At 56.1% G+C, this 22,823-nt stretch carries 16 protein-coding genes and 1 riboswitch; of the genes, 12 read left to right on the top strand and 4 right to left on the bottom strand.

Annotated elements, in window-relative coordinates:
- The first annotated feature begins 2 nt into the window (after positions 1-2).
- Genes sdhA through gltA form a run of 4 tightly spaced genes read left to right on the top strand, consistent with a single transcriptional unit; the run spans position 3 to position 4,113 of the window.
- Entirely contained in the window at positions 3-1,781 is a 1,779-nt protein-coding gene (sdhA, locus tag ACFPDR_RS09990) for a succinate dehydrogenase flavoprotein subunit (RefSeq protein WP_026484288.1), read from the top strand.
- Between the two features lie 13 nt (positions 1,782-1,794).
- A complete protein-coding gene (locus tag ACFPDR_RS09985) occupies positions 1,795-2,511 on the top strand; it encodes a succinate dehydrogenase iron-sulfur subunit (protein ID WP_003802530.1) in 717 nt (238 codons plus the stop codon).
- Positions 2,512-2,529: 18 nt separating this feature from the next.
- Positions 2,530-2,790: a succinate dehydrogenase assembly factor 2 gene (locus ACFPDR_RS09980; protein ID WP_003802528.1), complete on the top strand. Its 261-nt coding sequence runs from the start codon at positions 2,530-2,532 to the stop codon at positions 2,788-2,790.
- Between the two features lie 18 nt (positions 2,791-2,808).
- The gene (gene gltA, locus ACFPDR_RS09975) at positions 2,809-4,113 is read left to right on the top strand and encodes a citrate synthase (protein ID WP_022983549.1); all 1,305 of its coding nucleotides are present in this window, start codon (positions 2,809-2,811) and stop codon (positions 4,111-4,113) included.
- Between the two features lie 266 nt (positions 4,114-4,379).
- On the opposite strand, the gene lldR is transcribed toward gltA, so the two are convergent.
- Positions 4,380-5,159 carry a transcriptional regulator LldR gene (gene lldR / locus ACFPDR_RS09970; protein WP_035270821.1) on the bottom strand — a complete coding sequence of 260 codons (780 nt, stop codon included), beginning with the start codon at positions 5,157-5,159 and terminating at the stop codon, positions 4,380-4,382.
- A gap of 242 nt (positions 5,160-5,401) precedes the next feature.
- Between lldR and ACFPDR_RS09965 the strand changes: the two genes are divergently transcribed.
- The 3 genes from ACFPDR_RS09965 (at position 5,402) to ACFPDR_RS09955 (ending at position 9,542) form a co-directional block, all read left to right on the top strand.
- Positions 5,402-7,165 carry an L-lactate permease gene (locus tag ACFPDR_RS09965; protein WP_137431269.1) on the top strand — a complete coding sequence of 588 codons (1,764 nt, stop codon included), beginning with the start codon at positions 5,402-5,404 and terminating at the stop codon, positions 7,163-7,165.
- A gap of 45 nt (positions 7,166-7,210) precedes the next feature.
- A riboswitch (Fluoride riboswitch) is annotated at positions 7,211-7,283 on the top strand.
- Positions 7,284-7,363: 80 nt separating this feature from the next.
- The gene (locus ACFPDR_RS09960) at positions 7,364-8,605 is read left to right on the top strand and encodes a voltage-gated chloride channel family protein (protein ID WP_137431268.1); all 1,242 of its coding nucleotides are present in this window, start codon (positions 7,364-7,366) and stop codon (positions 8,603-8,605) included.
- Between the two features lie 178 nt (positions 8,606-8,783).
- Positions 8,784-9,542, top strand: coding sequence for a class I SAM-dependent methyltransferase (locus ACFPDR_RS09955; RefSeq protein ID WP_268380562.1), 759 nt, complete (start codon positions 8,784-8,786; stop codon positions 9,540-9,542).
- Positions 9,543-9,816: 274 nt separating this feature from the next.
- Here ACFPDR_RS09955 and ACFPDR_RS09950 read toward each other — a convergent pair whose 3' ends face one another.
- On the bottom strand, positions 9,817-12,111 hold the full coding sequence (locus ACFPDR_RS09950; RefSeq protein WP_026484296.1) for an NADP-dependent malic enzyme: 2,295 nt from the start codon (positions 12,109-12,111) through the stop codon (positions 9,817-9,819).
- Between the two features lie 520 nt (positions 12,112-12,631).
- On the opposite strand from ACFPDR_RS09950, the gene ACFPDR_RS09945 reads away from it, so the two are divergent.
- From ACFPDR_RS09945 to ACFPDR_RS09925, 5 genes are all read left to right on the top strand, one after another.
- Positions 12,632-15,499: a 2-oxoglutarate dehydrogenase E1 component gene (locus ACFPDR_RS09945; RefSeq protein ID WP_035270812.1), complete on the top strand. Its 2,868-nt coding sequence runs from the start codon at positions 12,632-12,634 to the stop codon at positions 15,497-15,499.
- A 34-nt stretch (positions 15,500-15,533) separates the two neighbouring features.
- Entirely contained in the window at positions 15,534-16,748 is a 1,215-nt protein-coding gene (gene odhB / locus ACFPDR_RS09940) for a 2-oxoglutarate dehydrogenase complex dihydrolipoyllysine-residue succinyltransferase (RefSeq protein WP_009457673.1), read from the top strand.
- 161 nt (positions 16,749-16,909) lie between these two features.
- Positions 16,910-18,337: a dihydrolipoyl dehydrogenase gene (lpdA, locus tag ACFPDR_RS09935; RefSeq protein WP_009457672.1), complete on the top strand. Its 1,428-nt coding sequence runs from the start codon at positions 16,910-16,912 to the stop codon at positions 18,335-18,337.
- 217 nt (positions 18,338-18,554) lie between these two features.
- Positions 18,555-19,646, top strand: a complete 1,092-nt coding sequence (gene zapE, locus ACFPDR_RS09930; RefSeq protein WP_035271417.1) for a cell division protein ZapE — start codon at positions 18,555-18,557, stop codon at positions 19,644-19,646.
- A 76-nt stretch (positions 19,647-19,722) separates the two neighbouring features.
- Positions 19,723-21,045 (top strand): tryptophan--tRNA ligase, encoded by a 1,323-nt coding sequence (locus ACFPDR_RS09925; RefSeq protein WP_035270809.1) that lies wholly within the window; start codon positions 19,723-19,725, stop codon positions 21,043-21,045.
- A 382-nt stretch (positions 21,046-21,427) separates the two neighbouring features.
- Here the strand turns inward: ACFPDR_RS09925 and ACFPDR_RS09920 are convergent, their stop codons facing one another.
- Both ACFPDR_RS09920 and ACFPDR_RS09915 read right to left on the bottom strand, forming a co-directional pair.
- Entirely contained in the window at positions 21,428-22,072 is a 645-nt protein-coding gene (locus ACFPDR_RS09920; protein WP_060185726.1) for a CatB-related O-acetyltransferase, read from the bottom strand.
- Between the two features lie 235 nt (positions 22,073-22,307).
- On the bottom strand, positions 22,308-22,820 hold the full coding sequence (locus tag ACFPDR_RS09915) for a hypothetical protein (protein WP_035270806.1): 513 nt from the start codon (positions 22,818-22,820) through the stop codon (positions 22,308-22,310).
- Between the last annotated feature and the right edge of the window lie 3 nt (positions 22,821-22,823).

Here is a 22,823-nt window from a genome sequence, read left to right as displayed (position 1 = left end):
CCGTGGCTTCCATCACAAAATCTTTGCCCCGCCGTCAGTTTGACGTAGTGGTGGTCGGTGCCGGTGGCGCCGGTATGCGTTGTTCCCTGCAATTGGCTCAGGCTGGCTTGTCCGTGGCCGTGCTCAGCAAGGTGTTCCCAACCCGCTCCCACACCGTGGCGGCTCAAGGTGGCGTCAGTGCTTCCCTGGGTAACATGAGCGAGGATCACTGGTACTGGCACATGTACGACACCGTTAAGGGTTCGGACTGGCTGGGCGACCAGGACGCCATCGAATTCATGTGCCGTGAAGCTCCACACGCTGTGTACGAGCTCGAGCACTTCGGTATGCCGTTTGACCGTAACCAGGACGGTACGATTTACCAGCGTCCATTTGGTGGTCACACTGCCAACTTTGGTGAAAAGCCTGTTCAACGTGCCTGTGCCGCTGCTGACCGTACCGGCCACGCCATGTTGCACACCCTGTACCAGCGTAACGTTGCAGCCCGCACCCAGTTCTTCGTGGAATGGATGGCGCTGGACCTGCTGCGTAACGAAGCGGGCGACGTTCTGGGCGTAACCGCTCTGGAAATGGAAACCGGCGAAATCTACGTTCTGGAAGGCAAGCGCGTGGTGCTGGCTACCGGTGGTGCTGGCCGTATCTGGGCTGCTTCCACCAACGCCTTCATTAACACGGGTGACGGCCTGGGTATGGCTGCTCGTGCTGGTCTGCCTTTGCAGGACATGGAATTCTGGCAATTCCACCCCACTGGCGTAGCCGGTGCTGGCGTGCTGATTACCGAAGGCGTGCGCGGTGAAGGCGGTATCCTGCTCAATAAAGACGGCGAGCGCTTCATGGAGCGTTATGCTCCCACCCTGAAAGACTTGGCCCCACGTGACTTCGTGTCCCGTTCCATGGACCAGGAAATCAAGGAAGGTCGTGGTTGTGGCGACGGCAGCTACGTGGTTCTGAAACTGGATCACCTGGGCGCTGACGTCATCAAGAAACGTCTGCCTTCGATTCGCGAAATCGCGATCAAGTTCGGTAACGTGGACCCGATCAAAGACCCAATCCCTGTGGTTCCAACCATCCACTACCAGATGGGCGGTATCCCCACGAACTACTACGGTCAGGTTGTGACTCAAACCGCCACCGGCGAAAACAAGATCGTCAATGGTCTGTACGCCATCGGTGAATGTGCCGCTACTTCCGTGCACGGTGCAAACCGTCTGGGTACGAACTCCCTGCTGGACCTGATCGTGTTCGGTCGCGCTGCGGGCAACCACATTGTGGATTCGCACCCCGAGAAAACGCACGCTCACCAGGAAATCAACGAGTCCTCCATCGAGTACTCGCTGGACCGCGTCAACCGTCTGGAATCCCGTACCTCGGGCGAAAAGGCACAGGACGTGGGCAACAAGATTCGTGTGGCCATGCAGGCTCACTGCGGCGTGTTCCGTACCCTGGATCTGTTGCACAAGGGTGTCGACCAGATCGAATCCCTGGTTCCCGAAGTCAAGGATATTTACTTCAAAGACAAGTCCAAGGTGTTCAATACCGCCCGTATTGAAGCTCTGGAAGTGGCCAACATGATCGAAGTGGCTCGCGCTACGACGAAGTCGGCCGCCAATCGTACTGAAAGTCGCGGTGCTCATGCCCTGAACGACCACCCAGAACGTGACGACGAAAACTGGCTGCGTCACACCTTGTGGTTCTCGGAAGGCAGCCGTCTGGAGTACAAGCCTGTCCAGATGAAGCCTCTGACAGCCGAAACGATTCCGCCCAAGGCCCGGACTTTCTAAGCAGGATACTGACATGAGCCAAAAACGTAAGGTCAAATTTGAAATCTACCGCTACGATCCTGACAAGGACGAGCGTCCCTACATGCAGAAGATCGAAGTCGAGCTGGAGCCCACCGACAAGATGCTGCTCGATGCGATCCTGCGCATTAAAAACGACATGGACGACAGCCTGGCGCTGCGTCGCTCCTGCCGTGAAGGTGTGTGCGGTTCCGATGCCATGAACATCAATGGCAAGAACGGTCTGGCCTGCACCACCAATATGCGCGACTTGAAAGAGCCTGTGGTTCTGCGCCCACTGCCAGGTCTGCCGGTTATCCGTGACCTGATCGTGGACATGACCCACTTCTTCGATCAGTACCATTCGGTCAAGCCGTTCCTGATCAACGATGCTCCTCCTCCAGAGAAAGAGCGTTTGCAAACGCCCGAAGCCCGTGAGGAGCTCGATGGTCTGTACGAGTGCATTCTGTGCGCCTGCTGCTCGACCTCTTGCCCATCGTTCTGGTGGAACCCCGACAAGTTCGTCGGTCCTGCTGGTTTGTTGCAAGCCTATCGTTTCATTGCCGACTCGCGTGACGAAGCAACGGGCGAGCGTCTGGACAATCTGGAAGATCCATACCGCTTGTTCCGCTGCCACACGATCATGAATTGCACGGACGTCTGTCCAAAAGGACTGAACCCGTCGCATGCCATCGGCAAGATCAAAGAAATGCTGGTGCGTCGCAGTATCTAAAAAGGTGGGTATGTACCGATGAGAACATTGACGGAATTGGAGCGTGCGCGCCTGCGCTGGCGTGCGCGCCGGGGCTTGCTTGAAAACGACTTGATGATCACCCGTTTTCTGGATCAATACGAAAACGAGCTGACTGATCAGGACGTCTCGGCCCTGACCCGCTTGTTCGAAATGGACGATACAGTTTTGCTGGATGTCCTTCTGGCTCGCTCCGAGCCAGAAGGGCAGTACGCCACACCGGACATTCAGCGACTAGTAGACATTATGCGAAAGCTATAACCATTGAGGAAAAAAGTGATGGAATTGTCAGATAAAAAAGCCACGCTATCCTTCTCCGACGGTAGCCCTTCGGTTGAGTTCCCTGTACACAAGGGCACCGTAGGTCCGGACGTGATCGATATCCGTAAGCTCTACGGTCAGACAGGTATGTTTACCTATGACCCGGGCTTTATGGCAACGGCGGCTTGCGAATCCGGTATCACCTACATTGACGGCGACAAGGGCCAGTTGATGTACCGTGGTTACCCGATCGACCAGTTGGCACAAAAGTGCGATTTCATGGATGTGTGCTACCTGATCCTGAACGGCGAGTTGCCCAACGCAGATCAGAAGCAGGAATTTGATTCCCTGGTCACGAACCACACCATGGTTCAGGAACAGATGCAGCACTTCCTGCGCGGCTTCCGTCCGGATGCTCACCCCATGGCAATACTGACCGGCCTGGTCGGTGCCCTGTCGGCGTTCTACCATGATTCCACGGACATCACGAATCCTCATCACCGTCATGTGTCGGCTATCCGCTTGATCGCCAAGCTGCCTACTCTGGTTGCGATGGCGTACAAGTATTCTTTGGGACAGCCTTTCATCTATCCCAAGAATGATTTGTCCTACACCGGCAACTTCTTGCGCATGATGTTCGCTACCCCTTGCGAAGACTACAAGGTCAACGAAGTGGTTGAGCGCGCTCTGGACCGTATCTTCATCCTGCATGCAGATCACGAACAAAACGCCTCTACCTCCACCGTGCGTCTGTGCGGTTCGTCGGGTACCAATCCTTTCGCTGCGATCGCTGCGGGTGTTGCTTGCTTGTGGGGTCCTGCCCACGGTGGTGCAAACGAAGCGTGCCTGAACATGCTGGAAGAGTTGCAAGCCAACGGCGGCATCGACAAGGTTGGCGAGTTCATGGAGAAGGTCAAGGACAAGAACTCGGGCGTGCGCCTGATGGGCTTTGGTCACCGTGTCTACAAGAACTACGACCCACGCGCCAAGCTGATGCAAGAAACCTGCAAGGAAGTTCTGGAAGCCCTGGGCCTGGAGAACGATCCTCTGTTCAAGCTGGCCATGGAACTGGAGCGCATTGCTCTGGAAGATCCATACTTCGTCGAACGCAAGCTGTACCCCAACGTAGACTTCTACTCGGGTATCGTTCAGCGCGCTATCGGCATCCCAACATCCTTGTTCACCGCTATCTTCGCCCTGGCTCGTACCGTAGGCTGGATTGCTCAGTGGAACGAAATGCTGTCCGATCCAGATTACAAGATCGGCCGTCCACGTCAGCTGTACGTGGGCCCAACTCAGCGCGACGTACCTGCTCAACGTTAATGCTTTCGGGCTGCGATCCCTGGGGCGTGCCCCGGGTGTTCATGTAGCCCGTAGCGTTATGAAGCAGTAGCTGGAAGGTCAAGTGCACCATTGGGTGCACTTTTTTTTGCCCGTTATTTCTGTATTGCTATGGCTATAGCCACAGCCATAGCCACAGCGATCACCAAAACTGCCCGCATCGCCAGAGTCGCTGGCATTGCTGTTGGCATTGTCACCACCATATGCACGTCAACATGTAGCAGCTCCAATGCCTGACAGGCTAGGCTTTAAGGCTGAGAAAGGTGGTTGTTGAAGCGGAAAATCCGCTGTTCACGAGCTTTGTTCTCTTCAGAAAATCGGACTTTGGCCTGGACATGATCCAGGTGGTGCCCGATCAGCTCGCGAGCCCGTTCTGCATCACCATCCAAAATAGCTTTCATGACTCCCGCGTGCTGCTCGGTCAAAATTTCCACTTCCCGTGCATTGTCGAACTCGAACATGGCGCGCCGGTTCTCTTTCACTGTAGAGAACACTAACTGGAACAAGCCATTCATCAGTTGTACCAGCACGACATTATGAGAAGCCATGGCAATTGCCAGATGAAATTGGGCGTCTGCACGTGCCGACAGGTCTGCATCCTGGTTTTGTTGATGTCGAACCATCACTTGGAAACACTGTTCAATGTGCTTTTTGTCCGCATCTGTTGCGCGTTGTGCCGCATGCCAGGCTGTGCTGGCTTCCAAGGCCCGACGTGCCTCCAGGACATCATAGCGATACAAGGGGTCTTCATTGATCAGCTCCTCCAGAGGCGCAATGCTCTGGGCTGGCCAGTTGATCAACTCGCTGTCTTGAACATAAGTACCCCCACCACGGCGGGTAACCAGCAAGCCTTCAGAGCTTAGCGAGCGCAAGGCCTCCCGTATCGGTACACGCGACACATCCAGCCGTTCAGCCAATTGACGCTCGGACGGGATTCGGTCACCGGGTTGCAACTGTTCATCCTGTATAAGTTGCCGGATTTTTTCAGCAACCAGGTCCGATAGGCGAGTGCTGGGATTCATAGTCATATAAGACACTTCTTTAAATTTGGTATTACCACTTTCTTGGTTTTTTAATCGTATTAAGGCCTTGAGGCGCCAAATTAGTCAGGGTTTCTGCTGGTAATGCAAAGGTGGTAATACCGCTATGATGCTCAAAAATACAAAACGGGAAGTGGTTGCGCTGCCCAGGGCCGGGCTCCTAGCCGCATTTTGTTCACCAACAAAACCTCTTCCTCCTATATGTGCAGTCACACAAAGGAGAATTCGGGATGAGTCTTTTATACACCTTGTTGGCTCTGACGCCATTATTGGTTGTTTTTCTATTGATGGTGGTGATGGGGCGATCAGCCAAACTATCGATGGGGGCCGCGTATCTGGTTACGGCGATTCTCGCTTTATTTGTATGGGGGAGCCAGGCCGAAGTTATTGCTGCAGCCACGATCAACGGCATTGTTACCGCATTGACCCTGCTGTTCATTGTATTTGGTGCCGTGCTGCTTTTGAATACGCTCAAGGTGGGCGGAGCATTAAGTGCGATTCGCCAGGGCTTTATGGATGTATCGCCGGATCGTCGCATTCAGGTCATTATTGTTGCCTGGTTGTTCGGCTCCCTGATCGAGGGCTCGTCGGGTTTCGGTACGCCTTCCGCTGTTGGGGCTCCCTTGCTGCTGGCGCTGGGCTTTCCTGCCATGGCCGCGGTGATGGCTGTGTTGGTTATCCAGTCCACGCCTGTGTCTTTCGGTGCGGTTGGTACGCCCATGCTGGTTGGAGTGCGTTCGGGTATTGATAACAAGGTTGATGTTGCAGCTGCCATTTCGCCCCTGCAGCCGCTTGAGTATTTGCAGCAGATCGTCGAGAACGTCGCCTTGATTCATGCCATGACCGGCTTTGTGATTCCACTGTTGCTCTGCGGTTTGTTGACTCGCTTTTTCGGTGAACGCCGCTCCTTTGCCGAGGGACTGGGGGCATGGAAGTTCGCTTTGTTTGCCGGCTTGGCCTTTACCGTTCCGTACTACCTGATTGCCATTACCCTGGGCCCTGAGTTCCCCTCCATGCTGGGTTCGATGGTCGGACTGGTAATCGTGGTGAGCGCAGCTCGAAAGGGCTGGTTTGCACCTCGCAAAACCTTTGATTTCCCGGATCGCAGTCAATGGCCGTCCCACTGGCTGGGCACAGTGGCGATGGATAACACGGAATCGCAGCAACGCTTTTCGGTATTGCGGGCTTTCTCGCCGTATGTGCTGGTGGTTGCACTTTTGATCTTTACTCGTACTGTTCCTGCGGTAAAAGCCTGGTTGACGGGGCCTTCGGCCACAATCAAGGTGGAAGGAATTTTGGGCACTGGTATTTCTACGTCGGCTCAGTTGCTGTTCTCGCCAGGGGCCATCTTGATTCTGGTCTCACTGGCCTGCATTGCGATTTTTCGCATGAACAGTCAGCAGTATGTTGTCGGTGTGAAAGCATCGCTGCGTACCATGGGCAGCGCAGCTCCTGCTTTGTTGTTGGCCGTGCCTATGGTGCAGGTGTTTATCAACTCGGCAGCGGCTGATGGTTCCATTGCCAGCATGCCGCTGGTGCTGGCTCAAGGGGCCGCGTCGGCGGTTGGGCAGGCATGGCCTACGGTTTCACCCTGGGTGGGCAGTTTGGGGGCATTTATTGCGGGCTCCAATACTGTCAGTAACATGATGTTTTCGTACTTCCAGTTCTCTACCGCTCAGCAAATTGGCTTGAGTGTGGACCAGTCCGCTATCGTGGTTGCATTGCAGGCGGTAGGTGGAGCAGCTGGCAATATGATTTGCGTCCATAACGTGGTGGCTGCCGGTGCGGTTGTCGGCATGTTGGGACGTGAGGGCGAGATTGTTCGCAAGACCTTGATACCCATGGTGTATTACGTCATTCAGGCAGGCCTGATCGGCCAGGCCTTGATTACTGGTGCCATGGGCTGGTGGATAGCTGCCGCAGTCTTCCTGGCACTGACCATAGGGGGCTTGAGCCTGTCCCGGGGCCGTCAGATGACACCGGCCATGGCTTGAAAATTTTGCTCTGTTTATTTGCGGCTTAAAGGAGTCGTTGTACAATTTCTTCCTGGAGATGACGTTCCTCCTTTAACCGCCGTTTCGTTCTGAAGCAGCTGATGACGTCTACAGTGACCTGACCACCGTCGGGGCTGTAGGCGTCTGCGTTTACATCTTCTGTTTGTGGTCAGCCCGATTCCATTGAGCTTACAACCCATGAACAGACTCAAAACCTCACTCTCGCTAAACCTGCTGGCCTATTACGGCAAATGGTTGGTGCTCGCTTGCCTGATTGCCGTGCTGGCAGGCAGCGCTTCCGCTTTTTTCCTTTTTTCACTCGAGCAGGCTACCTCCTGGCGGATACAGCATGCCTGGCTGATTTGGCTACTGCCGCTGGCAGGCTTGGCCGTAGGCTGGGTGTATGAACGCGTAGGGCAGTCTGTTAGTGCAGGTAATAACCTGCTGATCGAGGAAATTCACGACCCCAAGAAAGTGGTGCCTTTGCGCATGGCGCCTTTGGTGCTTGGCGGAACCGTGATTTCCCATTTGTTCGGTGCATCGGTAGGCCGAGAGGGCACCGCCGTACAAATGGGTGCCGCCTTGTCGGACCAGCTAACCCATGTGTTTCGCCTGGGCCGGGAGGATCGACGCATTCTGTTGATGGCAGGTATGAGTGCCGGCTTTTCATCTGTCTTTGGCACGCCTTTAGCCGGAGCCGTGTTTGGCATGGAAGTGCTGGCGATAGGCCGTATGCGCTACAACGCCTTGTTTCCTTGTCTGATCGCTGCGATTGTTGCCGACCAGGTGGGCCTGATCTGGGGCGTGCAGCATACCCATTACGTCGTTGAGTACGTCGTGTCACTAGACAGCTGGAGCATGCTGGCTGTGTTGATTGCCGGGGTTCTGTTCGGCCTGATCGGCATGTTGTTCGCCATGCTGACTCACCAGCTTTCCGCCTGGATGAAAAAGAGCATCAAGTACGCACCCATGCGACCCTTCTGGGGCGGGCTGGTGGTGGCGATAGCTGTCTGGGCGTTGGATGCCTACCAGTACATTGGCCTGGGTGTTCCGGAAATAGTGCGCTCTTTCCACGAGCCTATGCAGCCATGGGATTTTCTGGGCAAGCTGGGGTTTACTGTTCTGTCTTTAGGCTCCGGTTTTAAAGGAGGGGAGGTCACGCCCTTGTTCTACATCGGGGCGACTCTGGGTAATGCCTTGGCTCCCTTGCTGCACATGCCTTTTTCCATGATGACGGGCTTGGGCTTTGTGGCCGTCTTTGCCGGCGCAGCCAATGTACCGATTGCGTGCACACTGATGGCGATGGAGCTGTTTGGTGCAGAACTGGGGCCTTTGGCGGCGATCGCTTGTGTAGCAGCCTATGTGTTCTCGGGGCATGCAGGGATCTATCATGCGCAACGTGTGGGTCATCGCAAGTTCAAACTTCGTTGGCCTGTTTGAGCTGGGTCAGTCGGTCAGTCAGTCAGTCAGTCAGTCAGTCAGTCGGCCACTCGGTGAGCGAGTGGCTAGGGATGCTTCATGTGCCTGCTTAAAAATAGTCTCTTTGTTACGCTGGTTTCCAGGCTCCGCGTTTAGCAAACTACTATATGGCTTGATATCAAGAGACAAAGGTGAAGCGATGGCAGACTCCCAGTTCAAAGATCACTTTTCCCAAGTTGCAGCCGACTATGCCAGTTACCGCCCCAGTTATCCGCAAAAGCTGGCGGATGTGTTGGCCGAACTGAGTCCCGCACAGGATAGGGCGCTGGATTGTGCCTGCGGGACTGGGCAGCTTTCTGTGTTGCTGGCCAAGCGATTCAAGGAAGTGATTGCCACGGATGGCAGCGCCGATCAGATTGCTCAGGCGCAGCCGCAAGAGGGTGTGAGCTATCGCACGGCTTTGGCTGACAACAGCGGTCTGGCTGATAACAGCGTGGATTTGATCACCGTCGCGCAAGCGGCTCATTGGCTGGATCTGGGGCCTTTCTATGCCGAGGTTCAGCGTATCGCTCGCCCCGATGCCTTGCTGGCTTTGATCACCTATGGCGTCTTGCATGTGGAGGGTGAAGTGGATAGCGTCATGCAGCATTTCTACTATGAAACCATTGGCGCTTACTGGCCACCGGAGCGCCGTCATGTGGAAGAGGGGTATCGCAGCCTGGCCTTTCCTTTTCAGGAGCTGAGCTTGCCGCCTTTGGCCATGGAGGTGGATTGGAGTTTGCCACAGCTCCTGGGATACATCAGAACCTGGTCGGCTGTGAAAGCGGCTGAAAAAGCGCTGGGCGCCAGTCCCTTGAGCGCAGTGGAAGTGGAGTTGCGCAAGCAGTGGGGTGATCCCGATCAGCGTCGCCGAATCAGCTGGCCTTTGTCTGTGCGAGCAGGGCGGGTGCGGAAATAGGCCGCTCTTGGAGTGTGATGTCTGCTCATCAGGTTCGGACACTTCGCGGCTGACGGAGCGAACTTGCACAAGATTCCGGGCACCCGCCAACCCTGAGAGAGGATGCGCGGCTGTGTTGTGTCCGTTGTGGCTAAATGAGCTGGATCCTGAGTACCGATACTCTGTTGGATCAGGCGACAGCTTTGCCCATCGCAACAGGCCGCCAAAGTCATCATGAAATAAAAAACCGGATGCCGCTTTACGCTGCATCCGGTTTTTATTCAGCTAAACAGGATTAGCTGTTTTGCTGGGCTTCTTGCTGTGCATCCACAACGGCCAGGGCTGTCATGTTGATGATGCGACGCACCGTAGCGCTGGTGGTCAGGATGTGGATGGGGCGAGCCGCACCTAGCAGGATGGGGCCCATGGCCACACCGTTGCTGCCTGTCATCTTCAGCATGTTGTAGGTGATGTTGCCGGCGTCCAGGTTAGGAGTAATCAGCAGGTTGGCCGAACCGCGCAGCGTGCTGTCGGGGAAGGCCTTCAGGCGGATTTTCTCGGACAGGGCGGAGTCAGCGTGCATTTCGCCGTCCACTTCCAGGTCGGGAGCGCGTTCAGCCAGGATCTGACGAGCCTTGGCCATCTTGCGGGACGACTCGGTCTGGCGGCTGCCAAAGTTCGAGTGCGACAAGAGCGCGACACGAGGCACCACACCGAAGCGTTTGACTTCGTCGGCGGCCTGGATCGTCATGTCGGCGATCTGTTCGGCAGTGGGGTTCTCGTTGACGTGGGTGTCGCACACAAACAGAGTTTGTGTAGGCAGCATCAGCACGTTCATGGCGGCGAAAGTCTGGGCTTCTTTCTTCAGGCCAATGACTTGCTCAACATAGTGCAGCTGGCTGTCGTAGTTGCTGGCCACGCCGCAGATCATGCCGTCAGCATCACCACGTTGCAGCAGCATCACGCCGATCAGCGAGTTGTGCTTGCGTATCATGGCTTTGGCGATGTCTGGAGTCACGCCTTCACGTGCCTTGAGCTTGTAGTAGGCAGTCCAGGTTTCGGTGAAGCGATCATCGTCTTCAGGATCAACGATTTGCACGTTCTTGCCCGCTTCCAGACGCAGGCCAGCTTTCTTGACGCGCATGTCGATCACGCTGGGGCGACCCACCAGAATAGGCTGGGCCAGCTTCTCGTCCACGACGGTTTGCACGGCACGCAATACGCGCTCGTCTTCGCCATCAGCGTAAATGATGCGCTTGGGCGCAGCCTTGGCCTGCATGTACAACGGACGCATCAGCGGGCCGGTGTGGTAGGTCATGGCGATCAGCTTCTGACGGTAGGCGTCCATGTCTTCGATAGGACGGGCGGCAACGCCGGAGTCCATCGCAGCTTGGGCCACGGCAGGAGCGATCTGAACGATCAGACGGGAGTCGAACGGTTTGGGGATGATGTACTCAGGACCAAAACGCAGATCTTCGCCGCCGTAAGCAGTGGCCATATCGTCGCTTTGCTCGACCTGGGCCAGCTCGGCAATGGCTTTCACGCAAGCCAGCTTCATTTCTTCGTTGATCACGCTGGCGCCAACGTCCAGGGCACCACGGAAGATGAAGGGGAAGCACAGCACGTTGTTGACCTGGTTCGGGTAGTCCGAACGGCCGGTCGCGATGATGCAGTCAGGGCGGGCAGCCTTGGCTACTTCAGGACGGATTTCAGGCTCGGGGTTGGCCAGGGCCAGAATCAGGGGCTTGTCGGCCATGGTCTTGACCATGTCGGCGGACAGGACGCCAGGCGCGGAACAACCCAGGAACACGTCAGCGCCAACCATGGCATCAGCCAGGGTGCGGGCGTCGGTTTCTTGAGCGTAGCGAGCCTTGTTGGGCTCCATGTTCTCGTCGCGACCTTTCCAGATGATGCCGCGCGAGTCGGCCACGAAAATGTTGCTCAGCTTCACGCCCAGGGCAACCAGCAAGTCCAGGCAAGCAATGGCAGCAGCGCCAGCGCCCGAGCAAACCAGCTTGATGTCGGCGATGTTCTTGTTGACGACTTTCAGGCCGTTCAGAACAGCGGAGGACGAGATGATGGCGGTACCGTGCTGGTCATCGTGGAACACGGGAATGCTCATGCGCTCGCGCAGCTTCTTCTCGATGTAGAAGCATTCGGGGGCCTTGATGTCTTCCAGGTTCACACCACCCAGGGTGGGTTCCAGTGCGGCAATGATGTCGACCAGCTTGTCCGGATCGGTTTCGTTCAGTTCGATATCGAACACGTCGATGCCGGCGAATTTCTTGAACAGGCAGCCTTTGCCTTCCATGACGGGCTTGGCGGCCAGGGGGCCGATATTGCCCAGACCCAGCACGGCGGTACCGTTGGTAACCACGGCAACCAGGTTGGCGCGCGAGGTGTACTTGGCGGCGGCTTCTTCGCCTTCGGCGTGGATGGCCATGCAAGCAGATGCGACGCCGGGGGAGTAGGCTAGCGAGAGGTCATCTTGATTGGCTAGGGTCTTGGTAGGGACCACCGAGATTTTCCCGGGAGTGGGATACGCGTGATAGTCCAGCGCAAGTTTGGCCAGATCGGCGTTGGCATCCATTTTGGTAAAGCTCCTGATAGGATTTTCTAGTGTAAAAGTGAATCTAATTTATAAGAAATACAGTCACCAGGTAGGTGCTGATTTGTTATAGGCAGCATATGTCATGGCAACGCTTGTTGCCTGCCTCAAGGTGACCAAGGGCAGGCTGGGCTCGGTTTGGTGGAAAAGGGGCCCGCGAAGCGCGTACTTGCTGCACCCGATTAGCATATCGGAATTTTTCCTTCATGTGGGGCAGCCAAGGGGCGTCAATCATGATTTGGAGCGCTTCTTTTGTAAGAATTCGCCCTCGTGATAGATCGATGTGTTTGTTAATGCCAACGGTATGACGCAGTCGCCAAGCATTTTAGATGTCATTAATTGCGCCTTTTGTGTGCGGCGTTATACTAGATCAATACGGCTTGTATAAGGCGTCCTACGTTGCCTTCTGCTCCTGCTATCCGCTAACCGGCGAGGTCCGTGTCGCGGAAGGTTTTCCTGCATCTCAACACGAGTGAAACACTCGGATAGGTGAAGCGTAATAATGTCATCGCAAAAAGAACTGCTCAGTAACTCTTATTTGTTCGGGAGCAATGCTCCTTACGTCGAAGAACTCTACGAGTCCTACCTCGACAATCCAGGCTCCGTCGCCGACCAATGGCGCGAGTACTTCGACCAGCTGCAGCACCAGCCTGCGACTGACGGCCGCGACAGCACCCGCGATCAAGCTCACGCTCCCATCGTCGAGTCCTTCGCTCAGCGTGCCAAAGCCAATGCCTTCCTGACCAGCGCCCAAGCACCGGACCTGACAGTTGCCATGAAGCAAGTGTCGATTCAGTCCATGATTGCTGCTTACCGCTCCCTGGGTGCACGCATTGCTGATCTGGATCCCCTGAAGCGCTCCGAACGCCCCAGCATCCCTGAACTGGACCCTGCTTTCTACGGTTTGACCGAAGCAGATCTGGACCAGGTCTACTCCGCCACCAACACTTACTTCACCAAAGCCGACACCATGACGCTGCGCGACATGCTCAAGGCCTTGCGTGATACGTACTCCCGTTCGGTGGGCGCAGAATTCATGTACATCTCCGACCCGGTCGTCAAGCGCTGGATTCAGCAGCGCCTGGAGTCGGTGCATGGCACAGGTTCTTTCAACGTTGACCAAAAACGCAACATCTTGCAGCAGCTGACCGAGGCCGAAGGCCTGGAGCGCTTCCTGCACACCAAATACGTCGGTCAGAAACGCTTCTCCCTGGAAGGTGGCGAGAGCTTCATCGCTTGTATGGATGAAGTGGTCAACCACGCTGGCGAGAACGGCGTTCAGGAAATCATCGTGGGTATGGCTCACCGTGGTCGTCTGAACATGCTGGTCAACATCATGGGCAAGATGCCCGGTGACCTGTTTGCCGAGTTTGAAGGCCGTCACGCTGAAGGCCTGACCGACGGCGACGTGAAGTACCACAACGGTTTCTCCAGCGACCTGTCCACTCGTGGCGGTCCGGTTCACCTATCTCTGGCCTTTAACCCATCCCACCTGGAAATTGTTAACCCAGTGGTCGAGGGGTCGGTCCGTGCTCGTCAGGATCGTCGTAGCGACGAAGACGGCAGCCAGGTTCTGCCCGTGCTGGTTCACGGTGACGCGGCTTTTGCCGGTCAGGGTGTGGTCATGGAAACACTGAACCTGGCCCAGACCCGTGGCTACGGTACCGGTGGTACGCTGCACATCGTTATTAACAACCAGATCGGTTTCACCACCTCTGATCCTCGCGATACACGCTCCACGCTGTATTGCACGGACGTGGTCAAGATGATTGAAGCCCCTGTCTTCCACGTGAACGGTGACGATCCTGAAGCCGTGGTGTTTGTGACTCAGCTGGCTCTGGATTTCCGCCGCGAGTTCAAGCACGACGTCGTGGTTGATATTGTTTGTTTCCGTAAACTGGGCCACAACGAGCAAGACACTCCCTCGATGACCCAGCCGCTGATGTACAAGAAGATTGGTCAGCACAACGGTACGCGCAAACTGTACGCCGACAAGCTGGTTGCTCAAGGCATTCTGTCCGAGAACGAACCCGAAGATCTGGTCAAGGCTTACCGTCAACTGATGGAAGATGGCAAGCGCACGGTTGAACCTGTTCTGACAGACTACAAGAACAAGTACGCCACCGACTGGTCTGCCTTCCTGGGCGCCAAATGGACTGACCAGGCTGACACCGCCTTGCCGATGTCCGAACTGACACGCATCGGTGAAAAACTGACCACCGTGCCAGAAGGCTTTACGGTTCACCCGCTGGTCAACCGCATGCTGAATGACCGTCGTGCCATGGCACGTGGCGAAGCTCAGGTGGACTGGGGCATGGGCGAGCACTTGGCCTTTGCAACCCTGGTGAACAACGGCTACGCCATCCGTATTACCGGCCAGGACTCGGGCCGTGGTACGTTTACCCACCGTCACGCTGTGCTGCACGATCAAAAACGTGAGCGCTGGAACGACGGCACCTACATTCCTTTGCAGAACGTCTCCGAAGGCCAGGCCAACTTCACGGTGATTGACTCGGTTCTGTCCGAAGAAGCCGTGCTGGCATTTGAATACGGTTACGCTTCGGCAGAGCCCAACATTTTGACTATCTGGGAAGCTCAGTTCGGCGACTTCGCCAACGGCGCCCAGGTTGTGATCGACCAGTTCATTACGTCGGGTGAAGCCAAGTGGGGCCGTCATTGCGGTCTGACTCTGATGCTGCCACACGGCTACGAAGGTCAGGGTCCGGAGCACTCCTCAGCCCGTATCGAGCGCTTCTTGCAACTGTGCGCTGACAACAATATCCAGGTTGTTCAGCCCACCAACGGCGCCCAGATCTTCCACGTGCTGCGTCGTCAGATGATCCGTCCTTTCCGCAAGCCTTTGGTCATCATGACGCCCAAGTCCTTGCTGCGTAATAAAGACGCTACCTCGCCACTGAGCGATCTGGCTGAGGGTCACTTCATGCCCGTGATCGGCGAGACCGATCAGGCAATTGATGCAGCCGCTGTCAAACGTGTTCTGGCTTGCTCGGGCAAGGTTTACTACGATCTGGTGAACCACCGTAAAGAGCTGGAGCGCAACGATATTGCCATTATCCGTGTGGAGCAGTTGTATCCGTTTGCCCACAAGGCCTTCCAGGCAGAGCTGGCCAAGTACAGCAACGCCAAGGAAGTTATCTGGGTTCAGGACGAACCTCAAAACCAAGGTGCATGGTTCTACGTTCAGCATCACATCTACGAGAACATGACCGAAGGTCAGAAGCTGGGTTACGCCGGCCGTGCCGCGTCCGCTTCGCCTGCCGTTGGTTACCTGGCCAAACACCAGGAACAACACAAGGCGCTGCTGGAGCAGGCTTTCGGCGCTCGCAAAGGCTTCATGCTGACCAAATAACGCACCCTAAATTTTAAATACGGAAAATATAATCATGGCAATTACCGACGTTCTGGTTCCCCAACTCTCTGAATCCATCTCCGAAGCCACTTTGCTGGAGTGGAAAAAACAACCTGGCGAAATGGTCCAGGCTGATGAAATCCTGATCGAAGTCGAAACCGACAAGGTTGTGCTGGAAGTTCCCGCTCCTGCCTCGGGCGTGCTGAGCGAAATCGTCAAGGCCAACGGCAGCACCGTTACCTCCGGCGACGTGCTGGCCCGTATTGACTCCGAAGGCAAGGCCAGCGCTGCCGCTCCTGCCGCCGCTGCACAAGAAGCCGCTCCTGCTGCTGCCCCAGCCGCTGCCGCTCCTGCTGCCAGCTCCGCCGCCTCTTCGGTTGCTTCGCCTGCAGCTGCCAAGATCCTGGCTGAAAAGGGTGTGGAAGCCAGCTCCGTGGAAGGTTCCGGCCGTGGTGGTCGCATCACCAAGGGTGACGCTCTGGAAGCCAACGCCGCTGCTGCTAAACCTGCTGCCGCTCCTGTTGCCCCTCCAACCCTGTCCCTGGACGGCCGTCCAGAGCAGCGCGTGCCCATGAGCCGTCTGCGCGCTCGCATCGCCGAGCGTCTGCTGCAGTCGCAGTCCGAAAACGCCATGCTGACCACGTTCAACGAAGTCAACATGCAAGCTGTGCTGGATCTGCGCAAGAAATACAAGGATCAGTTCGAGAAAGAACACGGCGTGAAACTGGGCTTCATGTCCTTCTTCGTCAAGGCTGCTGTTGCCGCCCTGAAGAAATACCCCGTACTGAACGCCTCGGTTGATGGCAAAGACATCATCTACCACGGTTACTTCGACATCGGTGTGGCCGTTGGTAGCCCACGTGGTCTGGTGGTGCCTATCCTGCGTAACGCTGATCAAATGTCCATCGCTGACATCGAAAAGCAAATCGCTGACTTCGGTGCCCGTGCCCGCGACGGCAAGCTGACCCTGGAAGAAATGACAGGCGGTACCTTCTCCATCTCCAACGGTGGCGTGTTCGGCTCCATGCTGTCCACCCCCATCATCAACCCACCTCAGTCCGCCATCCTGGGCATTCACGCCACCAAGGATCGCGCTGTTGTCGAAAACGGTCAGATCGTGATTCGCCCCATGAACTACCTGGCCATGTCCTACGACCACCGTATCATCGACGGCCGCGAAGCCGTTCTGGGTCTGGTGGCCATGAAGGAAGCCTTGGAAGATCCACAGCGTCTGCTGTTGAACGTCTAAGCACGCGGTAGTTTCGGTCTAGTATGTTTACGGCCAAGTGCTTGCTTCTAAGCCTTGGCCGACTTTGTTTAAGGCCCTGGGGGTTGGCGTTCGCCACCTGATACTTTCCCGTCTGACTTCTGGACGGTCCAGCGTGCCTTTTCACATTTATGGGATTTTTTATGGCTAAGCAATTTGATGTTGTCGTGATTGGTGCAGGCCCTGGTGGCTACATCGCCGCCATCCGTGCTGCTCAACTGGGTATGAGCGTCGCTTGCGTGGACGCATGGTCCACCGCTGAAGGCAAACCCGCTCCTGGCGGTACTTGCACCAACGTTGGTTGCATTCCTTCCAAGGCCTTGCTGCAATCTTCCGAGCACTTCGAGCACGCCAATCTGCATCTGGCTGATCACGGTGTGGACGTCAAGGGCGTATCGCTGAATCTGGACAAGCTGATCGGTCGCAAAGACGTGGTCGTCAAGCAGAACAACGACGGCATCCTGTACCTGTTCAAAAAGAACAAGGTCACTTTCTTCCACGGCACCGCTTCCTTTGGCGCCAAGGTTGACGGCGGCTGGTCGGTGAACGTGGCCGGTGCCAACGCTGAAGAGCTGGTTGCCAAGAACGTCATCATCGCTACCGGTAGCTCGGCTCGTGCCTTGCCCGGTGCCGAGTTCGACGAAGAGCAAATTCTGTCCAACGACGGCGCACTGCGTCTGCCCAAGGTTCCCAAGAAACTGGCCGTTATCGGTGCCGGTGTGATTGGTCTGGAACTGGGTAGCGTGTGGCGTCGCCTGGGTGCCGAAGTGACCATTCTGGAAGGTGCTCCCGAGTTCCTGTCCGCCGTGGATCGCGACGTTGCCAAGGAAGCCCTGAAGGCTTTCACCAAGCAAGGTCTGAAGATCAATGTGGGCGTGAAAGTTGGCGAAATCAAGAAGTCCGCCAAACAGGTCACCATCAACTACGTGGACGCCGCTGGTGCCGAGCACAAGCTGGAAGCCGACAAGCTGATCGTGTCCATCGGCCGTGTGCCTAACACTGCCGGTCTGGGTGCAGACACCATCGGTCTGAAACTGGACGAGCGCGGCTTCGTGGTTGTGGACGACGATTGCGCCACCAGCCTGCCAGGTATCTGGGCGGTGGGTGACGTGGTGCGTGGTCCTATGCTGGCTCACAAAGCCGAAGAGGAAGGTGTGGCTGTGGCCGAGCGTCTGGCTGGTCAGCAACCTCACGTCAACTTCGACACTGTGCCTTGGGTTATCTACACTTCGCCCGAAATCGCCTGGGTTGGCAAGACCGAACAGCAACTGAAGACCGAAGGCCGTGCTTACCGCGCTGGCAGCTTCCCCTTCCTGGCTAACGGCCGTGCCCGCGCACTGGGTGACACGACCGGCTTTGTGAAGGTTCTGGCGGATGCCAAGACCGACGAAGTCTTGGGCGTGCACTTTGTGGGCCCTGTGGCTTCCGAGCTGGTAGCTGAAGCTGTTGCGATCATGGAATTCCGTGGCGCGTCGGAAGACATCGCCCGTATTTGCCATGCTCACCCAACACTGTCCGAAGCCCTGAAAGAAGCGGCCTTGGCAGTGGACAAACGCGCTCTGAACTTCTGATAGACTTTCAGGGTGTTGTTGGAAAAGGGCGGGCACGGGCTCGCCCTTTTTTTCGTCACGAAAGGCTGATCAAAGCAGTCTGTACAGGCTGCGATGCGTGAGATAATTGACCGCGCAGTATGCTCAGACCCTGCATCAAAAGCGGTGCTGCTGTGGATCGCAGTGCATGCTGGCAGACCACTACCTGTCTTGGACAGGTTCTTTTATTTTCAGTGATATGAATGTTCGCGAGTATTACCATCAGGCTTTAGCGGAAAAAGGCTACCGTGCCGACCAGGCACAGGAGCAAGCTATAGACCGGCTGCAACGCTATTACGACGAGTGGGTAGAGTTTCGCAAAATGCGCTCCAGCGCCTTGCGTCGTATGTTCTCCCGCCCGGAAGTGCCGCGTGGTGTGTACCTGTGGGGTGGGGTCGGGCGCGGCAAGAGCTTCCTGATGGACGCCTTCTACCTGACGGTGCCGCTCAAGCGCAAAACTCGGATTCACTTCCATGAGTTCATGCGCGGCGTGCACAAAGAGCTGAATCAGGTCAAAGGCATGAGTGATCCCTTGGATGAGGTCGCCAAGCGTATCGCCAAGCGTTATCGCCTGATCTGTTTTGACGAGTTCCACGTCTCGGATGTGGCCGATGCCATGATTTTGTACAAGCTGCTGCTGGGTCTGTTCGAGCGCGGCACGTCCTTTGTGATGACGTCCAACTACGAGCCCTCCACGCTGTATCCGGAAGGGCTGCACCGCGATCGCATTCTGCCCGCCATTGCGCTGATTCAGAAGAACATGGACATCATGAACGTGGATACGGGCGTGGATTATCGCCGTCGTGCTCTGGAGCAGGTGAAAACCTATTTGACGCCATTGGGCCCGCAGACCACCGCAGAACTGCAATCCATGTTCACGGCCTTGTCGGACACGGCCCCTCAAGAGCCGGTGCTCAGTATTGAAAACCGGGATGTAAAAGCGGTCGCCTTGTCCGGTTCAGCCGTCTGGTTTGATTTCGAGACCCTGTGCGTCAGCCCACGTTCGCAAAACGACTATCTGGAACTGGCGAACCGCTTCCAGACCGTGATTTTGTCTGATGTGCCTCGCATGACAGCGCGTGATGCCTCTGCGGCGCGACGCTTCACCTGGCTGGTCGACGTTTTTTACGATCACAAGGTGAAGTTCATCATGTCCGCAGCGGTGCCTGAAGAAGAATTGTATGTGGATGGCCCTATGGCCAATGAGTTCCACCGTACTGTCTCGCGTTTGATGGAAATGCAATCGCGGGAGTACCTGGAGTCAGAACGGCGCCAGGCAGTTATTTTGTAGGATGCTGGGCGCGGCCACTGGCCACGCGTCTGATTCCTGAACCCTGACACGTAGTTTTATAAGCGTATTTTTTATCATGACGACACGAGTACTGACCGGCGTTACAACGACCGGTATTCCACACTTGGGTAACTATGCCGGGGCGATTCGTCCTGCTATCCGTGCTAGCCAGCAAGCCGATGTCGACGCATTTTTCTTCATGGCGGACTACCACGCCCTGATCAAATGTGACGATCCGGAGCGCGTAGCCATTTCGCGCCGTGCGATTGCTGCTACCTGGCTGGCCTGCGGCCTGGATGTGGAAAAAGTAACGTTCTACCGTCAATCCGATATTCCGGAAATTCCGGAGCTGTCCTGGATGCTGGGTTGCGTAACCGGCAAGGGCTTGATGAACCGTGCACACGCTTACAAGGCTTCTGTCGACAAGAATGAAGCGGCGGGCGTAGAGCCTGATGATGGCGTCACCATGGGCCTGTTCAGCTACCCCGTACTGATGGCGGCCGACATCCTGATGTTCAATGCCCACAAGGTACCCGTGGGCCGGGATCAGGTGCAGCACCTGGAAATGGCACGCGATATCGCCAAGAGCTTCAACCACCTGTATGGCCGTGGCAAGGAGCTGTTTGTATTGCCCGAAGTACAGGTGGAAGAGGACGTGGCCCTCTTGCCCGGTCTGGATGGCCGCAAGATGTCCAAGAGCTACGACAACACGATTCCTCTGTTCGAGGGTGGTGCCAAGGCACTGAAGGCGGCCATTGCCCGCATCGTGACGGACTCCAAAGGTCCCGGCGAGTCTAAAGATCCCGATGATTCGCACCTGACGGCCTTGTACAAGGCATTTGCGACACCCGAGCAGACCCAAGCCTTCCGTCAGCAGTTGATCGACGGCATGGCCTGGGGCGAGGCCAAGGATGCCTTGCATCAGTTGCTGGAAGCCATGATTGCGCCCATGCGCGATCGCTACGAAGCCTTGATGGCTCGTCCCCAGGATATTGAGGATTTGCTGCAAGTTGGCGCGCGCAAGGCTCGTGCCTACGCTACCCCCTTCATCCATGAATTGAAGGCGGCCGTGGGCCTGCGTGACCCCTTGAGCGTGGCAGTTAGCAAGACTGAAGCCAAGGCTCGTAAAGCTCGTTTTGTGAACTTCCGCGACGAAGATGGCACCTTCCGTTTCCGCCTGCAAGATGCTGCTGGACAAGAGCTGTTTCTGTCTCGCTCTTACGCAGACCCAAAACAGGCTGGTGTGGCGATCAAGGCACTGCAGACTGCGGCTTTTGCCGAAGTTGCCAAGCAGGACGGTCAGGAGTTGCAAATCCATTGCGCCGGTGAAGAAGTGGCACGAGTATCGGCAGATCTGCGTGATGCCGTTGCAGCCGCTTTGGATTCGATGCGCGACTAAGTGGTTTGTCTACTGCGGGATTGATCGGCTGTTCAGGATTGATGCCGTAGTGGAGACAGTAAGCTTCTTTGAGCAGCAACGCTTCAACTTGAAGATTGCTTGAAATTGAGCAGCCCCAAAAGAGAGACTTATCTCACTTTTGGAGCTGTTCTTTATTCCTTGTACCGAGCGTGTGCAGAAGATCAAGCTGGAGCTTGGCTTGACCCTGCTCGTGTAATCGGCTTTGGCCTTGAATTCATTCTTGAAATCAGGTCAGGTCAGGTCAGGTCAAACCAAACCAAACCAAACCAAACCAGATCTGATCCGAACGTGAACTCTGAATTCTGAGCCCGAAATCTGGATTCGGACTTAAGACCTGGACTTGAGCCTGGGCCAGTCGGTCTTAGGCTTTGGACTTCTGATCCCAGTCCTGGCTGGCCTGCTCCAATGCTGCAATATCTTCTGCGCAGATCACATCCCTTAGCGCCGTGAATTTCTCTTCCGGCCACTCATACATCTTCAGACCCAGCAATTGCTCAATCGTTGCCTCATCAAAGCGCTTTCGCACGGGTACAGCAGGATTGCCAGCCACAATCGTGTAGGGTGCCACGTTCTTGGTCACAATCGCTCCCGAGGCCACGACAGCGCCTTCCCCAATCACGACACCGGGCATGATCATGGCTCGCATGCCGATCCAGGCACCATCGTGAATATGGGTGTCGCCTTTACCGACGTAAGCCTCCGTAATCTTGTCCACGAAGGGGTACAGGCTGAACCAGTCCATGCGATGTGTGTGATTGCCGCCCATCAGAATGACAGCCTCGGCACCGATGCACACGTAGTCGCCAATATGCAGCTGGTCTACCGGCCATTGCGAGGTCCAGGCCTTGCGGCTGTATTCGTCCCCGTACAGGTAACGCACCACGCTTTCTTCAAAACTGTCTGTCCAGGCATGGCTGTAATAGCTGTGTGTGCCGCGTACGTGAATATTGGGATTGGATACGGTTTCGTGCAGGAGTTCGACCTGCGACCAGTGTTTTTGCTCCATGTTTCTCCTTCTGGACCTTGCCGCGCGGGAACTGACTTTGCGCCGGTCCCGGCAAAGTGGGTGTTCATGTTTGGGCCAAGCAGCCAAGCGAGCACAAGAGGCTCGCTTGCTGATGTTGATGGCGGGACTAGTCTAATGCGCTTTGAGCTGCTTGGCATTCAAGCGGGCCAAAAGCATCAAGCCCTGCATGAATGCTCACGCAGGGCTTGGTGTGTTTGGGCCGGGATTACTGGCCTTATTCGGCTGCTTGAGCGGGAATATCCAGTTTTTCACACAGACTTAGAATTTCCTCCAGGTTCTCGCGTTTGACCACGATCAGCTGAAATTCCTCGTCATAGCTTTGGGCAAATTCCAGCAGGCAGTAGGAGGGGTGAAACTCCTGCAGCTGCTCGTTCGCCCATTGGAAAAAGCCGTCCACGTCCTGAAAAGGCATGTCGTCGTAGGGAAAGGCGGGCAGATCCTGGCTTTCAAAGGCAGCCAGAATCTCTTCCCACAGTTCGTCCACGGTATCGGCCAGAGCCAGATAGTCGTCCAGCTCGTAGCTGATGGCCAGGATCAGAGCGCCATCCGGATCGTGTTCCATCAAGTTCTGGGCGTGCTTGCCATACGCCTCACCCATCGCTGTCGGGCTGGCGCTGGCTGTCAGCACGGACTGGCTGATGGCTGCAATATCCTGTTCCTTCTGATCAAATCCGGTCAGCAGATTGAGCAGACGCGTCAGTTGGGAAAGGCGCTCGGTCTCAGTCATGGC

The sequence above is a fragment of the Alcaligenes sp. GCM10023179 genome (genome assembly GCF_042653705.1).
Lineage (GTDB): Bacteria > Pseudomonadota > Gammaproteobacteria > Burkholderiales > Burkholderiaceae_B > Alcaligenes > Alcaligenes phenolicus.
Note: the sequence above shows the minus strand (reverse complement) of the source record. Positions and strands in the feature narration are given on the sequence as shown.

What these genes read in the sequence shown, in the direction of transcription:
- ACFPDR_RS09985 (WP_003802530.1), top strand. Translation starts at nt 1,795, where the DNA reads ATGAGCCAAAAACGTAAGGTCAAATTTGAAATCTACCGCTACGATCCT.
- ACFPDR_RS09980 (WP_003802528.1), top strand. Translation starts at nt 2,530, where the DNA reads ATGAGAACATTGACGGAATTGGAGCGTGCGCGCCTGCGCTGGCGTGCG.
- gltA (WP_022983549.1), top strand. Translation starts at nt 2,809, where the DNA reads ATGGAATTGTCAGATAAAAAAGCCACGCTATCCTTCTCCGACGGTAGC.
- lldR (WP_035270821.1), bottom strand. Translation starts at nt 5,159, where the DNA reads ATGACTATGAATCCCAGCACTCGCCTATCGGACCTGGTTGCTGAAAAA.
- ACFPDR_RS09965 (WP_137431269.1), top strand. Translation starts at nt 5,402, where the DNA reads ATGAGTCTTTTATACACCTTGTTGGCTCTGACGCCATTATTGGTTGTT.
- ACFPDR_RS09960 (WP_137431268.1), top strand. Translation starts at nt 7,364, where the DNA reads ATGAACAGACTCAAAACCTCACTCTCGCTAAACCTGCTGGCCTATTAC.
- ACFPDR_RS09955 (WP_268380562.1), top strand. Translation starts at nt 8,784, where the DNA reads ATGGCAGACTCCCAGTTCAAAGATCACTTTTCCCAAGTTGCAGCCGAC.
- ACFPDR_RS09950 (WP_026484296.1), bottom strand. Translation starts at nt 12,111, where the DNA reads ATGGATGCCAACGCCGATCTGGCCAAACTTGCGCTGGACTATCACGCG.
- ACFPDR_RS09945 (WP_035270812.1), top strand. Translation starts at nt 12,632, where the DNA reads ATGTCATCGCAAAAAGAACTGCTCAGTAACTCTTATTTGTTCGGGAGC.
- odhB (WP_009457673.1), top strand. Translation starts at nt 15,534, where the DNA reads ATGGCAATTACCGACGTTCTGGTTCCCCAACTCTCTGAATCCATCTCC.
- lpdA (WP_009457672.1), top strand. Translation starts at nt 16,910, where the DNA reads ATGGCTAAGCAATTTGATGTTGTCGTGATTGGTGCAGGCCCTGGTGGC.
- zapE (WP_035271417.1), top strand. Translation starts at nt 18,555, where the DNA reads ATGAATGTTCGCGAGTATTACCATCAGGCTTTAGCGGAAAAAGGCTAC.
- ACFPDR_RS09925 (WP_035270809.1), top strand. Translation starts at nt 19,723, where the DNA reads ATGACGACACGAGTACTGACCGGCGTTACAACGACCGGTATTCCACAC.
- ACFPDR_RS09920 (WP_060185726.1), bottom strand. Translation starts at nt 22,072, where the DNA reads ATGGAGCAAAAACACTGGTCGCAGGTCGAACTCCTGCACGAAACCGTA.
- ACFPDR_RS09915 (WP_035270806.1), bottom strand. Translation starts at nt 22,820, where the DNA reads ATGACTGAGACCGAGCGCCTTTCCCAACTGACGCGTCTGCTCAATCTG.